General features: G+C 67.4%; 16 protein-coding genes. 8 read left to right on the top strand and 8 right to left on the bottom strand.

The window, feature by feature from the left end; all coding sequences use genetic code 11:
- From FGD71_RS15945 to FGD71_RS15910, 7 genes are all read left to right on the top strand, one after another.
- The coding region (locus FGD71_RS15945; RefSeq protein WP_140935899.1) for an FHA domain-containing protein at positions 1-387 on the top strand (387 nt) is incomplete at its 5' end.
- Positions 388-397: 10 nt separating this feature from the next.
- On the top strand, positions 398-916 hold the full coding sequence (locus FGD71_RS15940; protein ID WP_119101121.1) for an FHA domain-containing protein FhaB/FipA: 519 nt from the start codon (positions 398-400) through the stop codon (positions 914-916).
- Positions 917-1,036: 120 nt separating this feature from the next.
- Positions 1,037-2,581 carry a Stp1/IreP family PP2C-type Ser/Thr phosphatase gene (locus tag FGD71_RS15935; protein WP_240436606.1) on the top strand — a complete coding sequence of 515 codons (1,545 nt, stop codon included), beginning with the start codon at positions 1,037-1,039 and terminating at the stop codon, positions 2,579-2,581.
- Between the two features lie 27 nt (positions 2,582-2,608).
- Positions 2,609-4,048, top strand: a complete 1,440-nt coding sequence (locus FGD71_RS15930) for an FtsW/RodA/SpoVE family cell cycle protein (protein WP_119101119.1) — start codon at positions 2,609-2,611, stop codon at positions 4,046-4,048.
- On the top strand, positions 4,045-5,517 hold the full coding sequence (locus FGD71_RS15925) for a peptidoglycan D,D-transpeptidase FtsI family protein (RefSeq protein ID WP_119101118.1): 1,473 nt from the start codon (positions 4,045-4,047) through the stop codon (positions 5,515-5,517). The genes FGD71_RS15930 and FGD71_RS15925 overlap by 4 nt, the downstream gene beginning before the upstream one ends.
- 171 nt (positions 5,518-5,688) lie before the next feature.
- Entirely contained in the window at positions 5,689-7,722 is a 2,034-nt protein-coding gene (pknB, locus tag FGD71_RS15915; protein ID WP_119101117.1) for a Stk1 family PASTA domain-containing Ser/Thr kinase, read from the top strand.
- A gap of 192 nt (positions 7,723-7,914) precedes the next feature.
- Entirely contained in the window at positions 7,915-8,835 is a 921-nt protein-coding gene (locus tag FGD71_RS15910) for a restriction endonuclease (protein ID WP_119101116.1), read from the top strand.
- A gap of 105 nt (positions 8,836-8,940) precedes the next feature.
- Here the strand turns inward: FGD71_RS15910 and FGD71_RS15905 are convergent, their stop codons facing one another.
- Genes FGD71_RS15905 through FGD71_RS15885 form a run of 6 tightly spaced genes read right to left on the bottom strand, consistent with a single transcriptional unit; the run spans position 8,941 to position 13,303 of the window.
- On the bottom strand, positions 8,941-9,681 hold the full coding sequence (locus tag FGD71_RS15905; protein ID WP_119101115.1) for a class E sortase: 741 nt from the start codon (positions 9,679-9,681) through the stop codon (positions 8,941-8,943).
- Positions 9,682-9,694: 13 nt separating this feature from the next.
- Complete coding sequence (locus FGD71_RS15900) at positions 9,695-10,984, bottom strand: class E sortase (protein WP_119101114.1); 1,290 nt, start codon at positions 10,982-10,984, stop codon at positions 9,695-9,697.
- Positions 10,981-11,619 carry an aminodeoxychorismate/anthranilate synthase component II gene (locus tag FGD71_RS15895; protein ID WP_119101113.1) on the bottom strand — a complete coding sequence of 213 codons (639 nt, stop codon included), beginning with the start codon at positions 11,617-11,619 and terminating at the stop codon, positions 10,981-10,983. Before FGD71_RS15895 ends, FGD71_RS15900 begins: the two co-directional genes overlap by 4 nt.
- Positions 11,616-11,777, bottom strand: coding sequence for a hypothetical protein (locus tag FGD71_RS47400; protein ID WP_162931140.1), 162 nt, complete (start codon positions 11,775-11,777; stop codon positions 11,616-11,618). Before FGD71_RS47400 ends, FGD71_RS15895 begins: the two co-directional genes overlap by 4 nt.
- 32 nt (positions 11,778-11,809) lie before the next feature.
- Entirely contained in the window at positions 11,810-12,505 is a 696-nt protein-coding gene (locus FGD71_RS15890; RefSeq protein WP_119101112.1) for a class E sortase, read from the bottom strand.
- 18 nt (positions 12,506-12,523) lie between these two features.
- A complete protein-coding gene (locus FGD71_RS15885; protein ID WP_119101111.1) occupies positions 12,524-13,303 on the bottom strand; it encodes a DUF881 domain-containing protein in 780 nt (259 codons plus the stop codon).
- A 141-nt stretch (positions 13,304-13,444) separates the two neighbouring features.
- Here FGD71_RS15885 and crgA point away from each other — a divergent pair, with 141 nt between their 5' ends.
- On the top strand, positions 13,445-13,699 hold the full coding sequence (gene crgA / locus FGD71_RS15880) for a cell division protein CrgA (protein WP_119101110.1): 255 nt from the start codon (positions 13,445-13,447) through the stop codon (positions 13,697-13,699).
- Positions 13,700-13,980: 281 nt separating this feature from the next.
- On the opposite strand, the gene FGD71_RS15875 is transcribed toward crgA, so the two are convergent.
- Both FGD71_RS15875 and FGD71_RS15870 read right to left on the bottom strand, forming a co-directional pair.
- Entirely contained in the window at positions 13,981-14,877 is an 897-nt protein-coding gene (locus tag FGD71_RS15875) for a rhomboid family intramembrane serine protease (RefSeq protein ID WP_119101109.1), read from the bottom strand.
- Between the two features lie 248 nt (positions 14,878-15,125).
- Positions 15,126-15,653: a peptidylprolyl isomerase gene (locus tag FGD71_RS15870; protein WP_119101108.1), complete on the bottom strand. Its 528-nt coding sequence runs from the start codon at positions 15,651-15,653 to the stop codon at positions 15,126-15,128.
- Positions 15,654-15,887 lie beyond the last annotated feature (234 nt).

Below are 15,887 nucleotides of genomic sequence, written 5' to 3'. Positions count from 1 at the left end.
GGCGCTCCCCCCATGCCGGCCGCGCCGCCACCCGGCGGCCGTCCCAGCCCTGCCGCACCGATGGGCGGCCGGGGCGCCGCCGCGCCCGGCGCGCTGCCTGGTGCGCGCGTACGGCACTGGATCGAGATCAACGGCACCCGCCATCAGATCTCCCGCCCGACGCTGGTGCTGGGCCGCAGCACCGACGCCGACGTGCGGATCGACGACCCCGGCGTCTCGCGCCGGCACTGTGAGATCCGGACCGGAACGCCCTCGACGATCCAGGATCTCGGGTCCACCAACGGCATCGTGGTGGACGGGCAGCACACCACCCGCGCTACGCTCCGCGACGGCTCGCGGATCGTCGTGGGCAGTACCACCATCATTTACCGGCAAGCCGAAGGGTGAAGCGGGGGCAATGTCAGAGCTGACCCTCACGGTCATGCGGCTGGGTTTCCTGGCCGTACTGTGGCTGTTCGTGATCGTGGCCGTGCAGGTCATCCGCAGCGACCTGTTCGGTACGCGTGTCACACAGCGCGGCTCGCGCCGGGAGAACGCACGGCCCCAGCAGGCCGCCCGGCAGCAGGCCACGCCTCCGCCGCAGCGCCAGCAGTCGAGCAGCGGCGGCCGTCAGCGCCGGGGCGCGCCCACCAAGTTGGTCGTCTCCGAAGGCACTCTTACGGGTACGACCGTCGCCCTGCAGGGGCAGACCATCACCCTGGGGCGTGCGCACGACTCCACGATCGTCCTGGACGACGACTACGCCTCCAGCAGGCATGCCAGGATTTATCCGGACCGTGACGGCCAGTGGATCGTCGAGGACCTCGGGTCCACCAACGGCACCTATCTCGACCGGAACCGACTGACGACTCCCACACCGATTCCGTTGGGCGCGCCGATCCGCATCGGCAAGACGGTCATCGAGCTGCGGAAGTAGTACGACAATGAGCGAGCGGAGCGAGCACGCAGCGGCGGTCCACACGACGGGCCCCGGCGCGCTCCCGACCGGAGGGTGGGCACCGTGCGGATGTACCCGGAGCCGACGGGCGAGGTGCGCATGAGTCTGTCACTGCGCTTCGCCGCCGGATCGCACAAAGGCATGATCCGCGAGGGCAATGAGGACTCCGGTTACGCCGGTCCGCGCCTGCTCGCGATCGCCGACGGAATGGGCGGCCAGGCCGCCGGTGAGGTCGCCAGCTCCGAGGTGATCTCCACCATCGTGGCGCTCGACGACGACGTGCCCGGCTCCGACATCCTGACCTCCCTCGGCACGGCCGTGCAGCGCGCCAACGACCAGCTCAGGCTGATGGTCGAGGAGGACCCCCAGCTCGAGGGCATGGGGACGACCCTCACGGCGCTCCTGTGGACCGGGCAGCGGCTCGGCCTCGTGCACGTCGGCGACTCACGCGCGTACCTGCTGCGCGACGGCGTCCTGACGCAGATCACTCAGGACCACACCTGGGTGCAGCGGCTCGTCGACGAGGGACGTATCACGGAGGAAGAGGCCACCACGCATCCGCAGAGGTCCCTCCTCATGCGCGCGCTGGGCAGCGGCGACCACGTCGAGCCCGACCTCTCCATCCGTGAAGTCCGCGCCGGCGACCGGTACTTGATCTGCTCCGACGGTCTGTCCGGCGTCGTCAGCCATCAGACGATGGAGGACACCCTCGCCAGCTACCAGGGACCGCAGGAGACCGTGCAGGAGCTCATCCAGCTCGCACTGCGCGGCGGCGGACCGGACAACATCACGGTCATCGTGGCCGACGTACTCGACATCGACGGCGGAGACACCCTCGCGGGCCAGCTCTCCGACACCCCGGTCGTCGTCGGAGCGGTCGCCGAGAACCAGAACCAGCTGCACGACAACGGCGCGATGCAGACACCCGCGGGCCGCGCCTCCAGCCTCGGCCGCCCGGTGCCCGGACAGGGCGGTGGCGGCGAGTTCGGCCCGCCCGGCAGCGGCGACACGACGGGCTACGTCCCCACGGACGGCTTCGGTGCCTACTCCGACGAGGACTTCGTCAAACCCCGCCGGGGACGCAAGTGGCTGAAAAGATCCTTCTACACCGCGCTCGCCCTCGCCGTCATCGGCGGCGGGCTGTACGGCGGTTACCGCTGGACGCAGACGCAGTACTACGTCGGCAGCAACGGTGAGCACGTCGCGCTCTACCGCGGCATCAGCCAGGACCTGGCCTGGGTCTCGCTCTCGAAGGTGGAGAAGGACCACCCCGAGATCGAACTGAAGTACCTGCCGCCGTACCAGCAGAAGCAGGTCAAGGCCACGATCGCCGAAGGCGACCTCAACGACGCCCGATCGAAGATCGAGGCCCTTGGCACACAGGCGTCCGCGTGCAAGAAGGACGCCGAGCGTCGCAAGTCCGAGAGCGAGAGCAACGCGAAGACCGGCGAGGGCGAAGCCGGCGGCGTCACGGGAACCACACGGACCTCGGCCGCGTCAAAGGCCACACCGACGCCGACGCAGAGCCCGTCGTCGCCGGAGTCCCCGTCCCCGTCCAAGTCCCAGACCGCACCCACTCCCACACCCGGCCCCAGCCTCTCCGACGAAGAGCAGAAGCTGGTCTCGCTGTGCGGTAAGCAGTAAGCAAGCCGTGAGGGGCCCTGTCACACGATGAGCAGTACATCCAACACGTCGACGCACCACACGTCCACGATCGGCGCGATCGGTGCGCCGAGCCGGCGCAACACCGAGCTCGCGCTGCTGGTGTTCGCCGTCGTCATCCCGGTGTTCGCGTACGCCAACGTGGGCCTGGCCATCAACGACCAGGTGCCGTCCGGTCTGCTCGGCTACGGCCTCGGCCTCGGCCTGCTCGCCGCCGTCGGCCACATCGTCGTACGGAAGTTCGCGCCGTACGCGGACCCACTGATGCTGCCGCTGGCCACGCTGCTCAACGGCATCGGCCTGGTGGCCATCTGGCGGCTCGACCAGTCGGAGCGGCTCCAGGCACGAGACACCTTCGTCGAGGCGGCACCGCGTCAGCTGATGTACTCGGCGATGGGCCTCGCCCTGTTCGTCGCCGTACTGATCTTCCTCAAGGACCACCGCGTCCTGCAGCGCTACACGTACATCTCCATGGCCCTGTCCCTGTTCCTCCTGCTGCTGCCCCTGGTGCCGGGCCTCGGGGCCAACATCTACGGCGCCAAGATCTGGATCTCCATTCCCGGCATCGGCACCATCCAGCCAGGTGAGTTCGCGAAGATCGTCATCGCGGTCTTCTTCGCCGGCTATCTGATGGTGAAGAGAGACGCCCTGGCCCTCGCCAGCCGCCGCTTCATGGGCCTGTACCTGCCGCGCGGCCGCGACCTCGGCCCGATCATCGTCGTCTGGGCGATGTCCATCCTGATCCTGGTCTTCGAGACCGACCTCGGTACATCGCTGCTGTTCTTCGGCATGTTCGTCGTGATGCTGTACGTCGCCACCGAGCGCACCAGCTGGATCGTCTTCGGTCTGCTGATGTCGGCGGCCGGGGCGGTCGGTGTCGCCTCGTTCGAGCCGCACGTGCAGCAGCGTGTCCAGGCCTGGCTCGACCCCATGGGCGAGTACCTGAAGAGCAAGGAGGGCCTCATCGGCCACTCCGAGCAGTCCGCGGAAGCCCTGTGGGCGTTCGGCTCCGGCGGCGTCCTCGGCACCGGACTCGGCCAGGGCAACTCCGACCTGATCGGATTCGCCGCCAACTCTGACTTCATCCTCGCCACCTTCGGCGAGGAACTGGGCCTCGCCGGCGTGATGGCGATCCTGCTGATCTACGGCCTGATCGTGGAGCGCGGCGTGCGCACCGCCCTCGCCGCCCGCGACCCGTTCGGCAAGCTGCTGGCCGTCGGCCTCTCCGGCGCCTTCGCGCTCCAGGTCTTCGTGGTCGCCGGCGGCGTCATGGGCCTGATCCCGCTGACCGGTATGACCCTGCCGTTCGTCGCCTACGGCGGTTCATCGGTGATCGCCAACTGGGCCCTGGTCGGCATCCTGCTCAGAATCAGCGACACCGCACGGCGCCCGGCGCCCTCACCCGCCCCGAATCCCGACGCCGAGATGACCCAGGTGGTCCGACCGTGAACAAACCCCTGCGCCGGATCGCGATCTTCTGCGGACTTCTGGTCATGGCCCTGCTGATCCGCGACAACTGGCTCCAGTACGTCATGGCCACCGACCTGCAGGACGACAAGAACAACCGACGTGTCTCCATCGAGCGCTACGCCCAGCCGCGCGGCGACATCATCGTCGACGGCAAGGAGATCACCGGGTCCAAGAAGACCTCGGGCAGCGACTACGAGTACAAGCGCACCTACAAGGACGGCCCGATGTGGGCGCCCGTCACGGGCTACGCCTCGCAGGCCTTCGGTGCCACGCAGCTCGAGTCCATCGAGGACGGCATCCTCACCGGCAACGACGACCGGCTGTTCTTCCGCCGCACCCTCGACATGATCACCGGCAAGAAGCCGGGAGGCGGCAACGTCGTCACCACCCTCAGCGCCGCCGCGCAGAAAGCAGCCTTCGAGGGCCTGGGCGACAAGAAGGGTGCCGTCGCCGCCATCGACCCGTCCACCGGCGCGATCCTGGCGCTCGCCTCCACGCCGTCGTACGACCCGTCGACGTTCGCGGGGAACTCCACGGACACCGACACCAAGGCCTGGACGAAGCTCCAGAAGAAGAACAACCCCGACGACCCGATGCTCAACCGGGCGCTGCGCGAGACCTACCCGCCCGGCTCCACCTTCAAGGTGGTCACCGCGGCCGCGGCACTGGAGCACGACCTGTACACGGACCCCGACGCGAAGACCGACTCGCCGGATCCGTGGACCATGCCGGACACCAGGACCAAGCTGCCGAACGAGGGCAACATCCCCTGTGAGAACGCCACGCTGCGCAATGCCCTGAGGTACTCCTGCAACACCGTCTTCGGCAAGGTCGGTTCCGACCTCGGCAAGGACAAGATGCTGGAGACCGCCGAGAAGTTCGGCTTCAACTCCCAGCAGTTCGTACCGGTCCGCTCCAACGCCTCCATCTTCCCGACGAAGATGGACAAGCCGCAGACCGCGCTCAGCTCCATCGGCCAGTTCGAGACCGCCGCGACCCCGCTGCAGATGGCCATGGTGGCCTCGGCCATCGCCAATGACGGCACCCTCATGGAGCCGTACATGGTCGACCAGCTGACGACCCCCAACCTGGACACCATCGAGAAGCACGACTCCAAGAAGATGGGCGAGCCGCTCTCCAAGGAGAACGCGCAGAAGCTCCAGTCGATGATGGAGACGGTCGTCAAGGAGGGCACCGGTACGCAGGCACAGATCCCCGGCGTCACCGTCGGCGGCAAGACCGGTACCGCCCAGCACGGCGTCGACAACAGCGAGAAGCCGTACGCCTGGTTCCTCTCGTACGCGAAGCTGGACGACGGCAGCTCGCCTGTCGCCGTGGCCGTCGTGGTCGAGGACGGCAGCGCCAACCGCGACGACATCTCCGGCGGCGGTCTCGCCGCCCCCATCGCAAAGGACGTGATGAAGGCAGTCATCGACAGCAAGAAGTGACCCGTGTCACGTTCCCTTCGCAACAGTGCACGTTGCGATACCGGTCCTGTATCGGGTGACGGTTGTGACCAGGTCAGTCAAGGCGAGCCGGGTACCGTATGCCCGGACAGCACCCGCCGGACCACACAACTGGGTGCGGTCGGAACCGACGGAGAGGGCTGGTAGGTAGCTATGGAAGAGCCGCGTCGCCTCGGCGGCCGGTACGAGCTGGGCCAGGTGCTCGGCCGTGGTGGCATGGCGGAGGTACATCTCGCCCATGACACACGGCTCGGCCGCACCGTGGCGGTGAAGACGCTGCGAGCGGACCTCGCGCGCGACCCGTCGTTCCAGGCCCGGTTCCGCCGGGAGGCCCAGTCGGCCGCCTCGCTCAACCATCCCGCGATCGTCGCCGTGTACGACACGGGTGAGGACTACATCGAGGGCATCTCCATCCCGTACATCGTGATGGAGTACGTCGACGGGTCCACGCTGCGCGAGCTGCTGCACTCCGGGCGCAAACTGCTGCCCGAGCGCGCCATGGAGATGACCATCGGCATCCTCCAGGCCCTCGAGTACTCGCACCGCAACGGCATCGTCCACCGCGACATCAAGCCCGCGAACGTCATGCTGACGCGCAACGGCCAGGTCAAGGTCATGGACTTCGGCATCGCCCGCGCCATGGGCGACGCCGGCATGACGATGACGCAGACCGCGGCGGTCATCGGCACGGCCCAGTACCTCTCGCCGGAGCAGGCGAAGGGCGAGCAGGTCGACGCACGCTCCGACCTGTACTCGACGGGCTGCCTGCTCTACGAGCTGCTGACTGTCCGGCCGCCGTTCGTCGGGGACTCCCCGGTGGCAGTCGCCTACCAGCACGTACGGGAAGAAGCACAGCCGCCGAGCGTCTTCGACCCCGAGATCACGCCCGAGATGGACGCGATCGTCCTGAAGGCGCTGGTCAAGGACCCGGACTACCGCTACCAGTCCGCCGACGAGATGCGCGTCGACATCGAGGCCTGCCTCGACGGCCAGCCCGTCGGTGCCACCGCGGCCCTGGGCTCCGTCGGCTACGGCGGCTACCCGGACGACAAGCCGACCACGATGCTGCGCGCCACCGACGGCCAGCAAACGTCCATGATGCCCCCGACAAACCCGGACGACGGCGGCTTCGGCTACGACGACCGCCTCGACCGCCGCCGCGGTGGCGGCCAGCGCAAGGGCAGCACCTCGACGATCCTGCTGGTCGTCGCGGGCATCCTGGTCCTGGTCGGCGCGATCCTCATCGGCAAATGGGCCTTCAGCGGGAACGGCGGCACGGGAGACGAGACGTTCCCGGCGCCGAACTTCGTCAACCGGACCGTGGCCGAGGCCAAGGACATGGCGCGAAACGTCGACCTGAACGTGACGACCACCCCGAAGGCCTGCGAGGACACCCCCAAGGGCAGCGTCTGCGCGCAGGACCCGGCGGCGAAGACCCAGGTCAGCAAGAACGACACGATCACGCTGACGGTGTCGACGGGGGCGCCGAAGGTGGCGGTGCCGAACGTCATCGACGACAGCCTCGAGGACGCCCAGAGGAAGCTTGAGGGCGACAAGTACCAGTTCGAGGTCAAGACGACGAGCAAGGAGTCCAGCGAGGATCCGGGCACCGTCCTCGACCAGAACCCGTCGGCCGGCGATGAGGTGGAGAAGGGCACCAAGATCACCCTCACCATCGCCAAGGAGAAGCAGCAGTCGACCGTCCCCGACGTCACCGGCAAGACCTGTGACGAGGCCAAGGCGCAGATGGAGGAGAACGACCTCGTCGGCGTCTGCGCCGAGGTGGAGACCGACGACGACGCGCTGATCGGCAAGGTCATCTCCACGTCGCCTTCGGTCAACTCCCAGGCCGATCCGGGCTCCCAGGTGACCATCCAGGTCGGCAAGGCGTCCGAGGACGAGGAGCAGGCCCAGGTGCCGAACGTGGTCGGGCAGCAGGTGAAGCAGGCCAAGGAGACCCTGAAGCAGGCCGGCTTCAACAACGTCCAGTTCGCCCCCGGCAGCGACCAGGGCGACGAGGCACTCGTCACCGCCCAGGACCCGCAACAGGGAACGCCGGCGGACCCGAAGTCCCAGGTGATCACGTTGTCCACCGCGAGCTTCGGCAACGGAGGCAATGGCAACGGAGGCGGAGACGGCGGCATCTTCGGCGGCGTCGACGGCACGTCGGCCCGTACCGAGGACTGACACCCGCTCCGTCCAGGCACGACGGACGGCACGACGAAGCCCCGGCCCTCCACAGGAGGCGCCGGGGCTCTGTCGTGTCCGACCACCACATCTTCATATGCGCTGACTCGTTGAAGGGATGGGGTGGGAACTCAACTCGTGCCCAACCCCGAGAGGCCGCTACGCGAGTAGACGAGCAGAAGGGGACAGGGCGTGATCAACGAAACGGCTCTGCTGGAATCGAAGACCTTGCGCGACAGCGCGCTGGAGCGCACGGACGTGCTCGACAGAGTCAAGGCGCTGTCGCTGCTGCCGGACGGCATGCATGTGACGACGGCGATGGTCGCGGCGTACTTCAGCGTCACCGTGGATGCCATCCGTGCCCTCGTGCACGACCACCGCGCAGAGCTGGAGGCGAGCGGATACCGAGTCCTGGCAGGCGCAGAACTGAGTGACGTGCGTACGTACCTCCTCGACATGGAGTACCTGGCGCGCACCCAGCCTGTGGATAACTCCGTCCACAAGGACGTAAGCTCCCTCGACGACCGCATCGACCAACGCATCACCCACGTCCTCGGCAAGACCGTCGTCCCGATGTTCAACGCCCTTATCCAGACATCGAGCGAGCACCGCCAGGAACTGATCGCCCTGCGCACCGGCGTCCAGCGCATCGAGCGGCGACTCCGCCAGCACAACGACCGCTTGCAGCGACTGGAAGGTCCACGGGAAGACCGACCGCTCGCCGGTGTGATGGCATCCCTCGACGCCATGAACGGACGCGAGTTCGAGGAGCATGTCGCCCAACTGCTGCGCCGTGACGGCTGCACCGCCGTCGTTGTACGAGGCGGCTATGGAGACCGGGGCGTGGACATCACCGGACGGACCCCCGACGGACGACACGTCGCCGTGCAGTGCAAGAGATTCGCGCCCTACGTCTCTGTGACCAGCCCCGAGGTCCAGAAGTTCATCGGGTCGGCGAAGGTCTTGTACAACGCGGATGTGGCGCTCTACGTGGCCACCTGCCCGTTCACACGCGACGCGATCAGGGTCGCGGCGGACGGCGGCGTCACACCGGTGGACCGCAGGCTGCTCGAGGCATGGAGCGGAGGAACAGAACTGCCCGCCTTGAGCTGATCCACTGTCGTCTCAAGCAAAGAGGCCCGAAGCCGCAAGAGATAGTTGCGGCTTCGGGCCTCCGCCATGCTAGTTGACTGAGGTCCTCGCAGGACCCCAGTCACATCAACGCAGTTCCTTCGGCGGTGTGCGGTCGTCGTCCACCTTCTCGACGCGCTCCAGCTCGCCCCACACCACATACCGGTAGCGGGACGTGTAGACGGGCGTGCAGGTCGTCAGGGTGATGTAGCGGCCCGCCTTCTTCTTGCCCGACTCCTTGGGGATGGGGGCGAGGACCTTGACGTTGAACTTCGAGGTCTCGGGAAGGACGGCGTAGACCTTGTAGACGTACCAGTCGTCCTTGGTCTCGAAGACGATCGGGTCGCCCTTCTTCAGCTTGTCGATGTTGTGGAACTTCGCCCCGTGACCGTCGCGGTGCGCGGCCAGCGAGAAGTTGCCCTTCTTGTCCTGCGGGAGCGCTGACTTGACGGGGTCGGTGTAGTAGCCGGCGACGCCGTCGTTGAGAAGCTTCGTGGAGGTGCCCTTCTTGACCAGCACCTCGCCGCTCTTCATCGCCGGTACATGCAGGAAGCCGATGCCGCCCTTGGTGTCCAGACCGACGGGGCCCCGGCCCTGCGCCCAGTTGTCGCGCACCTCGTCGCCCTGCTTGTTCGCCTCGCGGTCCGCGACGACGTTCGTCCACCACAGCGAGTAGGCGACGAACAGACCGAGGATCAGGCCCGCCGTGATGAGGAGTTCACCGAAGAAGCTGACGGCCATCGCGATCCGGCCGATGCGGCGGCGGCGCGGCGCGCGCGAAGACGCCGGTGCATCGGTCTGCTCTTCGTGGTCGGTCGTCGCTGCCACTGTTCATGTGTCCTTACTCGACGAGGGCATCGGGCTTCCCCTTGCTCCGCTGCCGTTCCTCGACCATTTTGCCCCAGACGATCATCCGGTACTTGCTGGTGAACTCGGGAGTGCAGGTGGTGAGGGTGATGTAGCGGCCCGCCGTGGTGAAGCCCGACCCCTTGGGAATCGCGTCCAGGACAGCCGTGTTGGCCGGCGACGTCACCGGCAGGATCGACGCCATCTTGTAGACGAAGTACTTGTCCTGCGTCTCGACGACGATCGGGTCCCCCGGCTTGAGCCGGTTGATGTACCGGAAGGGCTCGCCATGGGTGTTGCGGTGCCCAGCCAGCCCGAAGTTGCCCGTCTTCGCGTCCGGCATCGCCGTCGCCAGGGTTTTCTCGGCATAGTGGCCGACCATCCCGCGGTCGAGCACCCGCTTCTTGTCGATGCCCTCGGCGATCGGTACCACCACGTCCAGCTTCGGAATGTGCAGGAGCGCGAAGCCCTGCCCCGGCTCGAACGCACCCGGATTCCGCTTACCGCTCGCCCAGTCGTTCTGCAGGCTGTTCGCCTCGCTGCCCGCCTGCGCATGCGCCCGGATGTTCGTCCACCACAGCTGGTACGTCACGAACAGCAGCATCAGTACACCGGTGGTGATGAACACCTCGCCGATCGCCCGGCTGGCCAGCACGGCCGCCCCCGGCTTCTGCGCCCGGGCCGCCCGCCGCGCCTCCATGCGTGAGAGGGGCGCCGCGCCGGGCTCCGCCGACCGCTCCTGCGCCCCACCGGACCCGCCGGACGCGCCATGGCGCCCATGGCGCTTGGCGGACTTGCGCCGGGCCGCACGGCCGCCGGTGGCCGGTCTCGTGGGCGCCGCAGGTATGGACTGGCTGTCGGGAACGCGCAGCGCGACCGTTTCTTCGTCGATCGGGGGAGGTTCGTACGACGGGGAGTGCGGCTCTTCGTGCCAAGCCTCTCCGCGCTGAGGCTCGTTGTACGTACGCTCTGCGTGCTGATGCTCAGCGTACGAAGCCTCGTCGTACGTAGGCTCTGCCTGCTGATGCTCAGCGTACTGATGCTCTTCGTACAGAGTGCCCCTGTACGAGGGGGAGAGCTGAGGCTCCGCGTACTGCGCGTACTCCTGGTACGGCGAAGGCTCCGGCGAAGCCGTCTGCTCCCCGTACCAGTCCCGCGCGTACCCCTGAGGGTCGTACCACTCCTGCTCCGGCGCCGCAGCGCCTCCGTACGCGGCAGCGTCCCCGTACGCGGTGTCCTCACCGTACGGGGCGGCACTGTCGCGCTCGGGGCGCAGGGCGGTCACGCCGTGGCCCTGCCCACCACCGGGGCGAGCCCCGCCGACCTCGCCACGGCCTCCGGGTCGCCGCATTCGACCAGCCAGTTGGCGAGCATGCGGTGGCCGTGCTCGGTCAGCACGGACTCGGGGTGGAACTGCACGCCCTCGACGGGCAGTTCACGGTGCCGCAGCCCCATGATGATCCCGTCGCGCGTACGAGCCGTGACCTCCAGCTCGTCGGGAACCGTGGCGGGCTCGGCGGCCAGCGAGTGGTAACGCGTCGCCGTGAAGGGCGACGGCAGGCCCGCGAAGACGCCCCGGCCCTCGTGGTCGACGAGCGAGGTCTTGCCGTGCAGCAGCTCGGGGGCGCGATCCACCACACCGCCGTACGCCACCTGCATCGACTGCATACCCAGGCAGACCCCGAAGACGGGGACGCCGGTGGCCGCGCAGTGGCGGACCATGTCGATGCAGACGCCGGCCTGCTCGGGAGTACCGGGGCCCGGCGAGAGCAGCACCCCGTCGAAGCCGTCCTGGGCGTGCGCCGTCGACACCTCGTCGTTGCGCAGCACCTCACACTCGGCGCCCAGCTGGTACAGATACTGGACCAGGTTGAAGACGAAGCTGTCGTAGTTGTCGACGACGAGAATCCGTGCGTTCACTGGTTGTCCACCGTCACATCGTTGAAGGGCAGCAGCGGTTCGGCCCACGGGAAGACGTACTGGAACAGCACGTAGACCACCGCGAGCACGAGCACGAACGAAATCAGGGCCCGCACCCACGCGTTTCCCGGCAGATGCCGCCAGATCCAGCCGTACATTGCCGTCCCTTCCGTCGCCGTACCACACCAGACTAACGGCGTAGGGCCTCTGGTTTCCCGGCCTCCACGGGCTGTGTGGCATCAAGGTGCGCCCAGACGATCAGCCGGTGGCTATGGCCCCATTCCGGTTCACAAGTCGTCAGCGTCAGATAGCGGCCCGCGCGCGTGTACCCGGACTTCCTCGGTACGGGGTCGATGACCGCGATGTCGTTGGGCAGCGTCTTGTAGGGCTCGGTGTCGATGCGGTACGTGAACCATGTCCTGCCGTCGGTCAGCACCACCGCGTCGCCGGGTCGGAGCTCGGGGAAGTCCTTGAACGGGTCCCCGTATGTACGGCGATGGCCCGCGACCGCGAAGTTGCCCTCCTGGCCCAGCTGCGCGGTGCTCGCGTAGTGACCGAGGCCCTTCTTCAGGGTGTCGGTCTTCGTGCCCTCGAGTACGGGCTTGTTCCACGTGAAACCAAGCCGCGGAATGTACATGACGGCGAAGGGCTTGCCGTCCGCGTACGAAGCCGGCGGCTCGGGGTTCTCGGCGCTGGGCGCCTGGGATTCCTCGGACTCGGCCGCGACCGCCCCCTTCGACCACTGGTCCTGGAGACGGTCGATCTGGTCGTCCATCGCACTGTCGGCCTTCAACCCCGTCCAGAACAACACGTAGACGACGAAGAGCACGATGACGCCGCCCACAGTGATGCACAGTTCGCTGAACGTCCTGATGATCACTCGCACCGGCAGCTCCCGACGGGCTCACTCCACAGGCTTCGCGTAGTGGAGATCCACTGTGCCCGAGTAGCCGGGAAGAGTCACCGCCTCCTTCTCCTCGACTTTCCAGCCAAGCCCGTAGACGTTGACGTACACCATGTAGTTCTGGATCGCCGAGGACGCGGTGAGGGCCTTCTGCAGCTTCTCCGGGTCACCGACCGCGGTGATCTTGTACGGGGGCGAGTAGACGCGGCCCTGGAGGATCAGGGTGTTGCCGACGCAGCGTACGGCGCTGGTGGAGATCAGCCGCTGGTCCATGACCTTGATGCCCTTGGCGCCGCCCTGCCACAGGGCGTTGACCACGGCCTGCAGGTCCTGCTGGTGGATGACCAGGTAGTCGGGCTGCGGCTCGGGATAGCCGGGGAGCTTGGCGGTGGCGTTCGGAGGCGCGTCGTTGAGCGTGACCGTGAGGCCCTTGCCCTTGACCTTCTGGGTGCCCGCGTTCTCCTCCAGGGCGGCCAGCTTCTTGTCCTCCGCCTCCGTCCGGCCGTCGTCGCGCTCGGCCAGGGCCTCGACGTCCTCGCGCAGCGTCCCGTTGCTCTCGTCGAGCCGACCGTTCTTGTGACTGCGCTCCTGAATGAGATCGGAGAGCTTCAGCAGCGAGCTGTCCGTACGGATATTGGTGCCTTTGGCCGTGTTGAAGCTGGTGAAGAAGATCAAACCGGCGAGGGCGAACACGGCAGCAGTCAGCACCCGAACCGGCCGGAAACGCCGGATACGACCAGGGCTGGAACCCGCCTGGGGCGAGTCGGCAGAATTGCTCAACGTACCCTTATCTCCTTCGGCACCGCGGAAGCACTACGCTAACGGACGCCCGGGGAGCACTAAGAGTCCCCTTGTACGCTGGCTCGGAGCCAGCCCACGTTCCCTGCGCGGCCACGCAGCGCATCGACAGGAGAGACCCTCGTGCCGAAGTCACGTATCCGCAAGAAGGCCGACTACACGCCGCCCCCGGCGAAGCAGGCGACCAATATCAAGCTGACCAGCCGCGCCTGGGTCGCCCCGGTCATGCTGGCCATGTTTCTCATCGGCCTCGCCTGGATCGTCGTTTTCTATGTGACGGACGGCTCACTGCCGATCGATTCCCTCGGCAACTGGAACATCGTGGTCGGCTTCGGCTTCATCGCTGCGGGATTCGGCGTTTCGACGCAGTGGAAGTAACGCGGCTTCCAGGTGTCGGGAGCCTGTACAGCAAGCCCTGGCCCAAGTTGTCCACGGAGTTATCCACAGCTATCCACAGCAGTGGAAAAGGTCAGAAGATCTGTGGATAACCCATCGAGTGTTGACGCCGGTGTGACTGGCCCACGGGGATCCGGAAGCTTGTTCGCCCCTTGCCCTGCCTGGGGAAACCCAGGTCAGAGGCAAGGGGCACAGCTGTTCCCACACAGCATGCACAAGATCCGACACGGTCTGTGGACAACGCCGACGCCTCGGCGAGCTCCTCAGGTGAGCTGGCCGGTCCTGACGAATGTCATGACCACAACAGCAATCAGCACCAGCGCACACACGCCGTACTGGATCAGAGTCCGCCGCCCGCGGGGCGCGTGGACCATGGCGTAGCCGATCACCACGCCGCCGACGAGGCCGCCGATATGGGCCTCCCAGGCGATGTTGCTCCACCCGAAGGTGAAGATCAGGTTGATCACCAGCAGGGCGATGACCGGGCGCATGTCGTAGTTGAGCCGCCGCATCAGGACGGCGGTCGCGCCGAAGAGCCCGAAGATCGCACCGGAGGCGCCGAGCGACGGCTGGTTCGGTTCGGCGATCAGGTATGTGAGCGCGCTGCCCGCGAGGCCTGACGCTGCGTACAGGGCGATGTAGCGGGCGCGGCCGAGAGCTGCTTCCAGGGGGCCGCCGATCCACCACAGGCTGAGCATGTTGAATGCGATGTGGATAACGCTGCCGTGCAGGAACATCGACGTGACCAGCCGATACCACTGCCCGTCCGCGACGCCCTCGACGCTGCCGAGGCCCGGCACATACGCGAGGCCTAGGAGCTCGAAGCGCTCGGTGAAGCGGTCGCCCACGGAGAGCTGGACCAGGAAGAGGGCGAGGTTGAGGCCGACGAGGATCTTGGTGACGAGCCGGGGGTCCGCGGCGACCGTGCCGCCCGCGAGAGTACGGGGCTGGCTGGCCGCGGGGGCGTGCCCCGTGCCGGAGCCGCTGCGGACGCACTCGGGGCATTGGAAGCCGACCGAGGCGTCCACCATGCACTCGGGGCAGATGGGGCGCTCGCAGCGGGTGCAGCGGATGCCTGTCTCCCGGTCCGGGTGCCGGTAGCAGGTGGGCAGACTCTGGGCTTCCTGCGGGCCCTGTGGGCTGCCTGGCGCCTGGTCCATGGGGTCCCCTCATTCTCCGTACGGCGGGCACACGGCGGTGGTCCAGGGGCGCGTACCCAACGCACCGCCCCGCCCTTCCTTCTACGGATGGGCGGGGCGCTTTGGTTCCCTGGCGAGCGCGGCGGCACGAGACTCGGTCTCGGCGGTCGTCCGGCTCAGTGGTCGATGCGGCTTCAGCGGGCCGATGCGCTTCAGCCGGTTCGTGCGGTCTCGGCGGACCTGTGCGGTCTCGGCGGACCCGTGCGGCTTCAGCGGGTCTCGACGACGACCGACTCGATGACCACGTCGGTGATCGGGCGGTCGGTGCGCGGGTTGGTCTGCGTCGAGGCGATGGCGTCGACGATCTTCTGGCTGGCCGCGTCGGTGACCTCGCCGAAGATGGTGTGCTTGCGGGTCAGCCATGCCGTGGGGGAGACGGTGATGAAGAACTGCGAGCCGTTGGTGCTCGGGCCGGCGTTCGCCATGGCCAGCAGGTACGGCCTGTCGAAGGCGAGGTCCGGGTGGAACTCGTCCTCGAACTGGTAGCCGGGGCCGCCGGTGCCGTTACCCAGGGGGTCGCCGCCCTGGATCATGAATCCGCTGATCACCCGGTGGAAGACCGTGCCGTCGTACAGCCTGTCCGTGGACTTCGCGCCCGTCTCGGGGTTGGTCCACTCACGCTCGCCCTTGGCGAGTTCGACAAAGTTCCGGACTGTCTTGGGCGCGTGGTTCGGCAGGAGCCGCACTTCGATGTCGCCTTGGCTGGTCTTCAGGGTGGCGTAGAGCTGCTCAGCCACGATCTGCCTTCCGTCGTCCGTTGTGACTCCCCGATCCTCGCACGGACCGCGCCCCTCGTCGTCTGTCACCGCTGCACCAAGCCGCTTCGTGCCAATCGGGGTCGCGGGCCGGGGATCCGTGGCATTGTCGTCAACAAGACCCTCTTGCACCGCATTGATCATTCATTGTCCCGAGTACGCCCGTGGTCGGCATTCTTGACCCGGATGCCTGTCCTCGCGCGCCCCGGAGCGTGC

Source organism: Streptomyces sporangiiformans (genome assembly GCF_005768555.2).
GTDB lineage: Bacteria > Actinomycetota > Actinomycetes > Streptomycetales > Streptomycetaceae > Streptomyces > Streptomyces sporangiiformans.
Note: the sequence above shows the minus strand (reverse complement) of the source record. Positions and strands in the feature narration are given on the sequence as shown.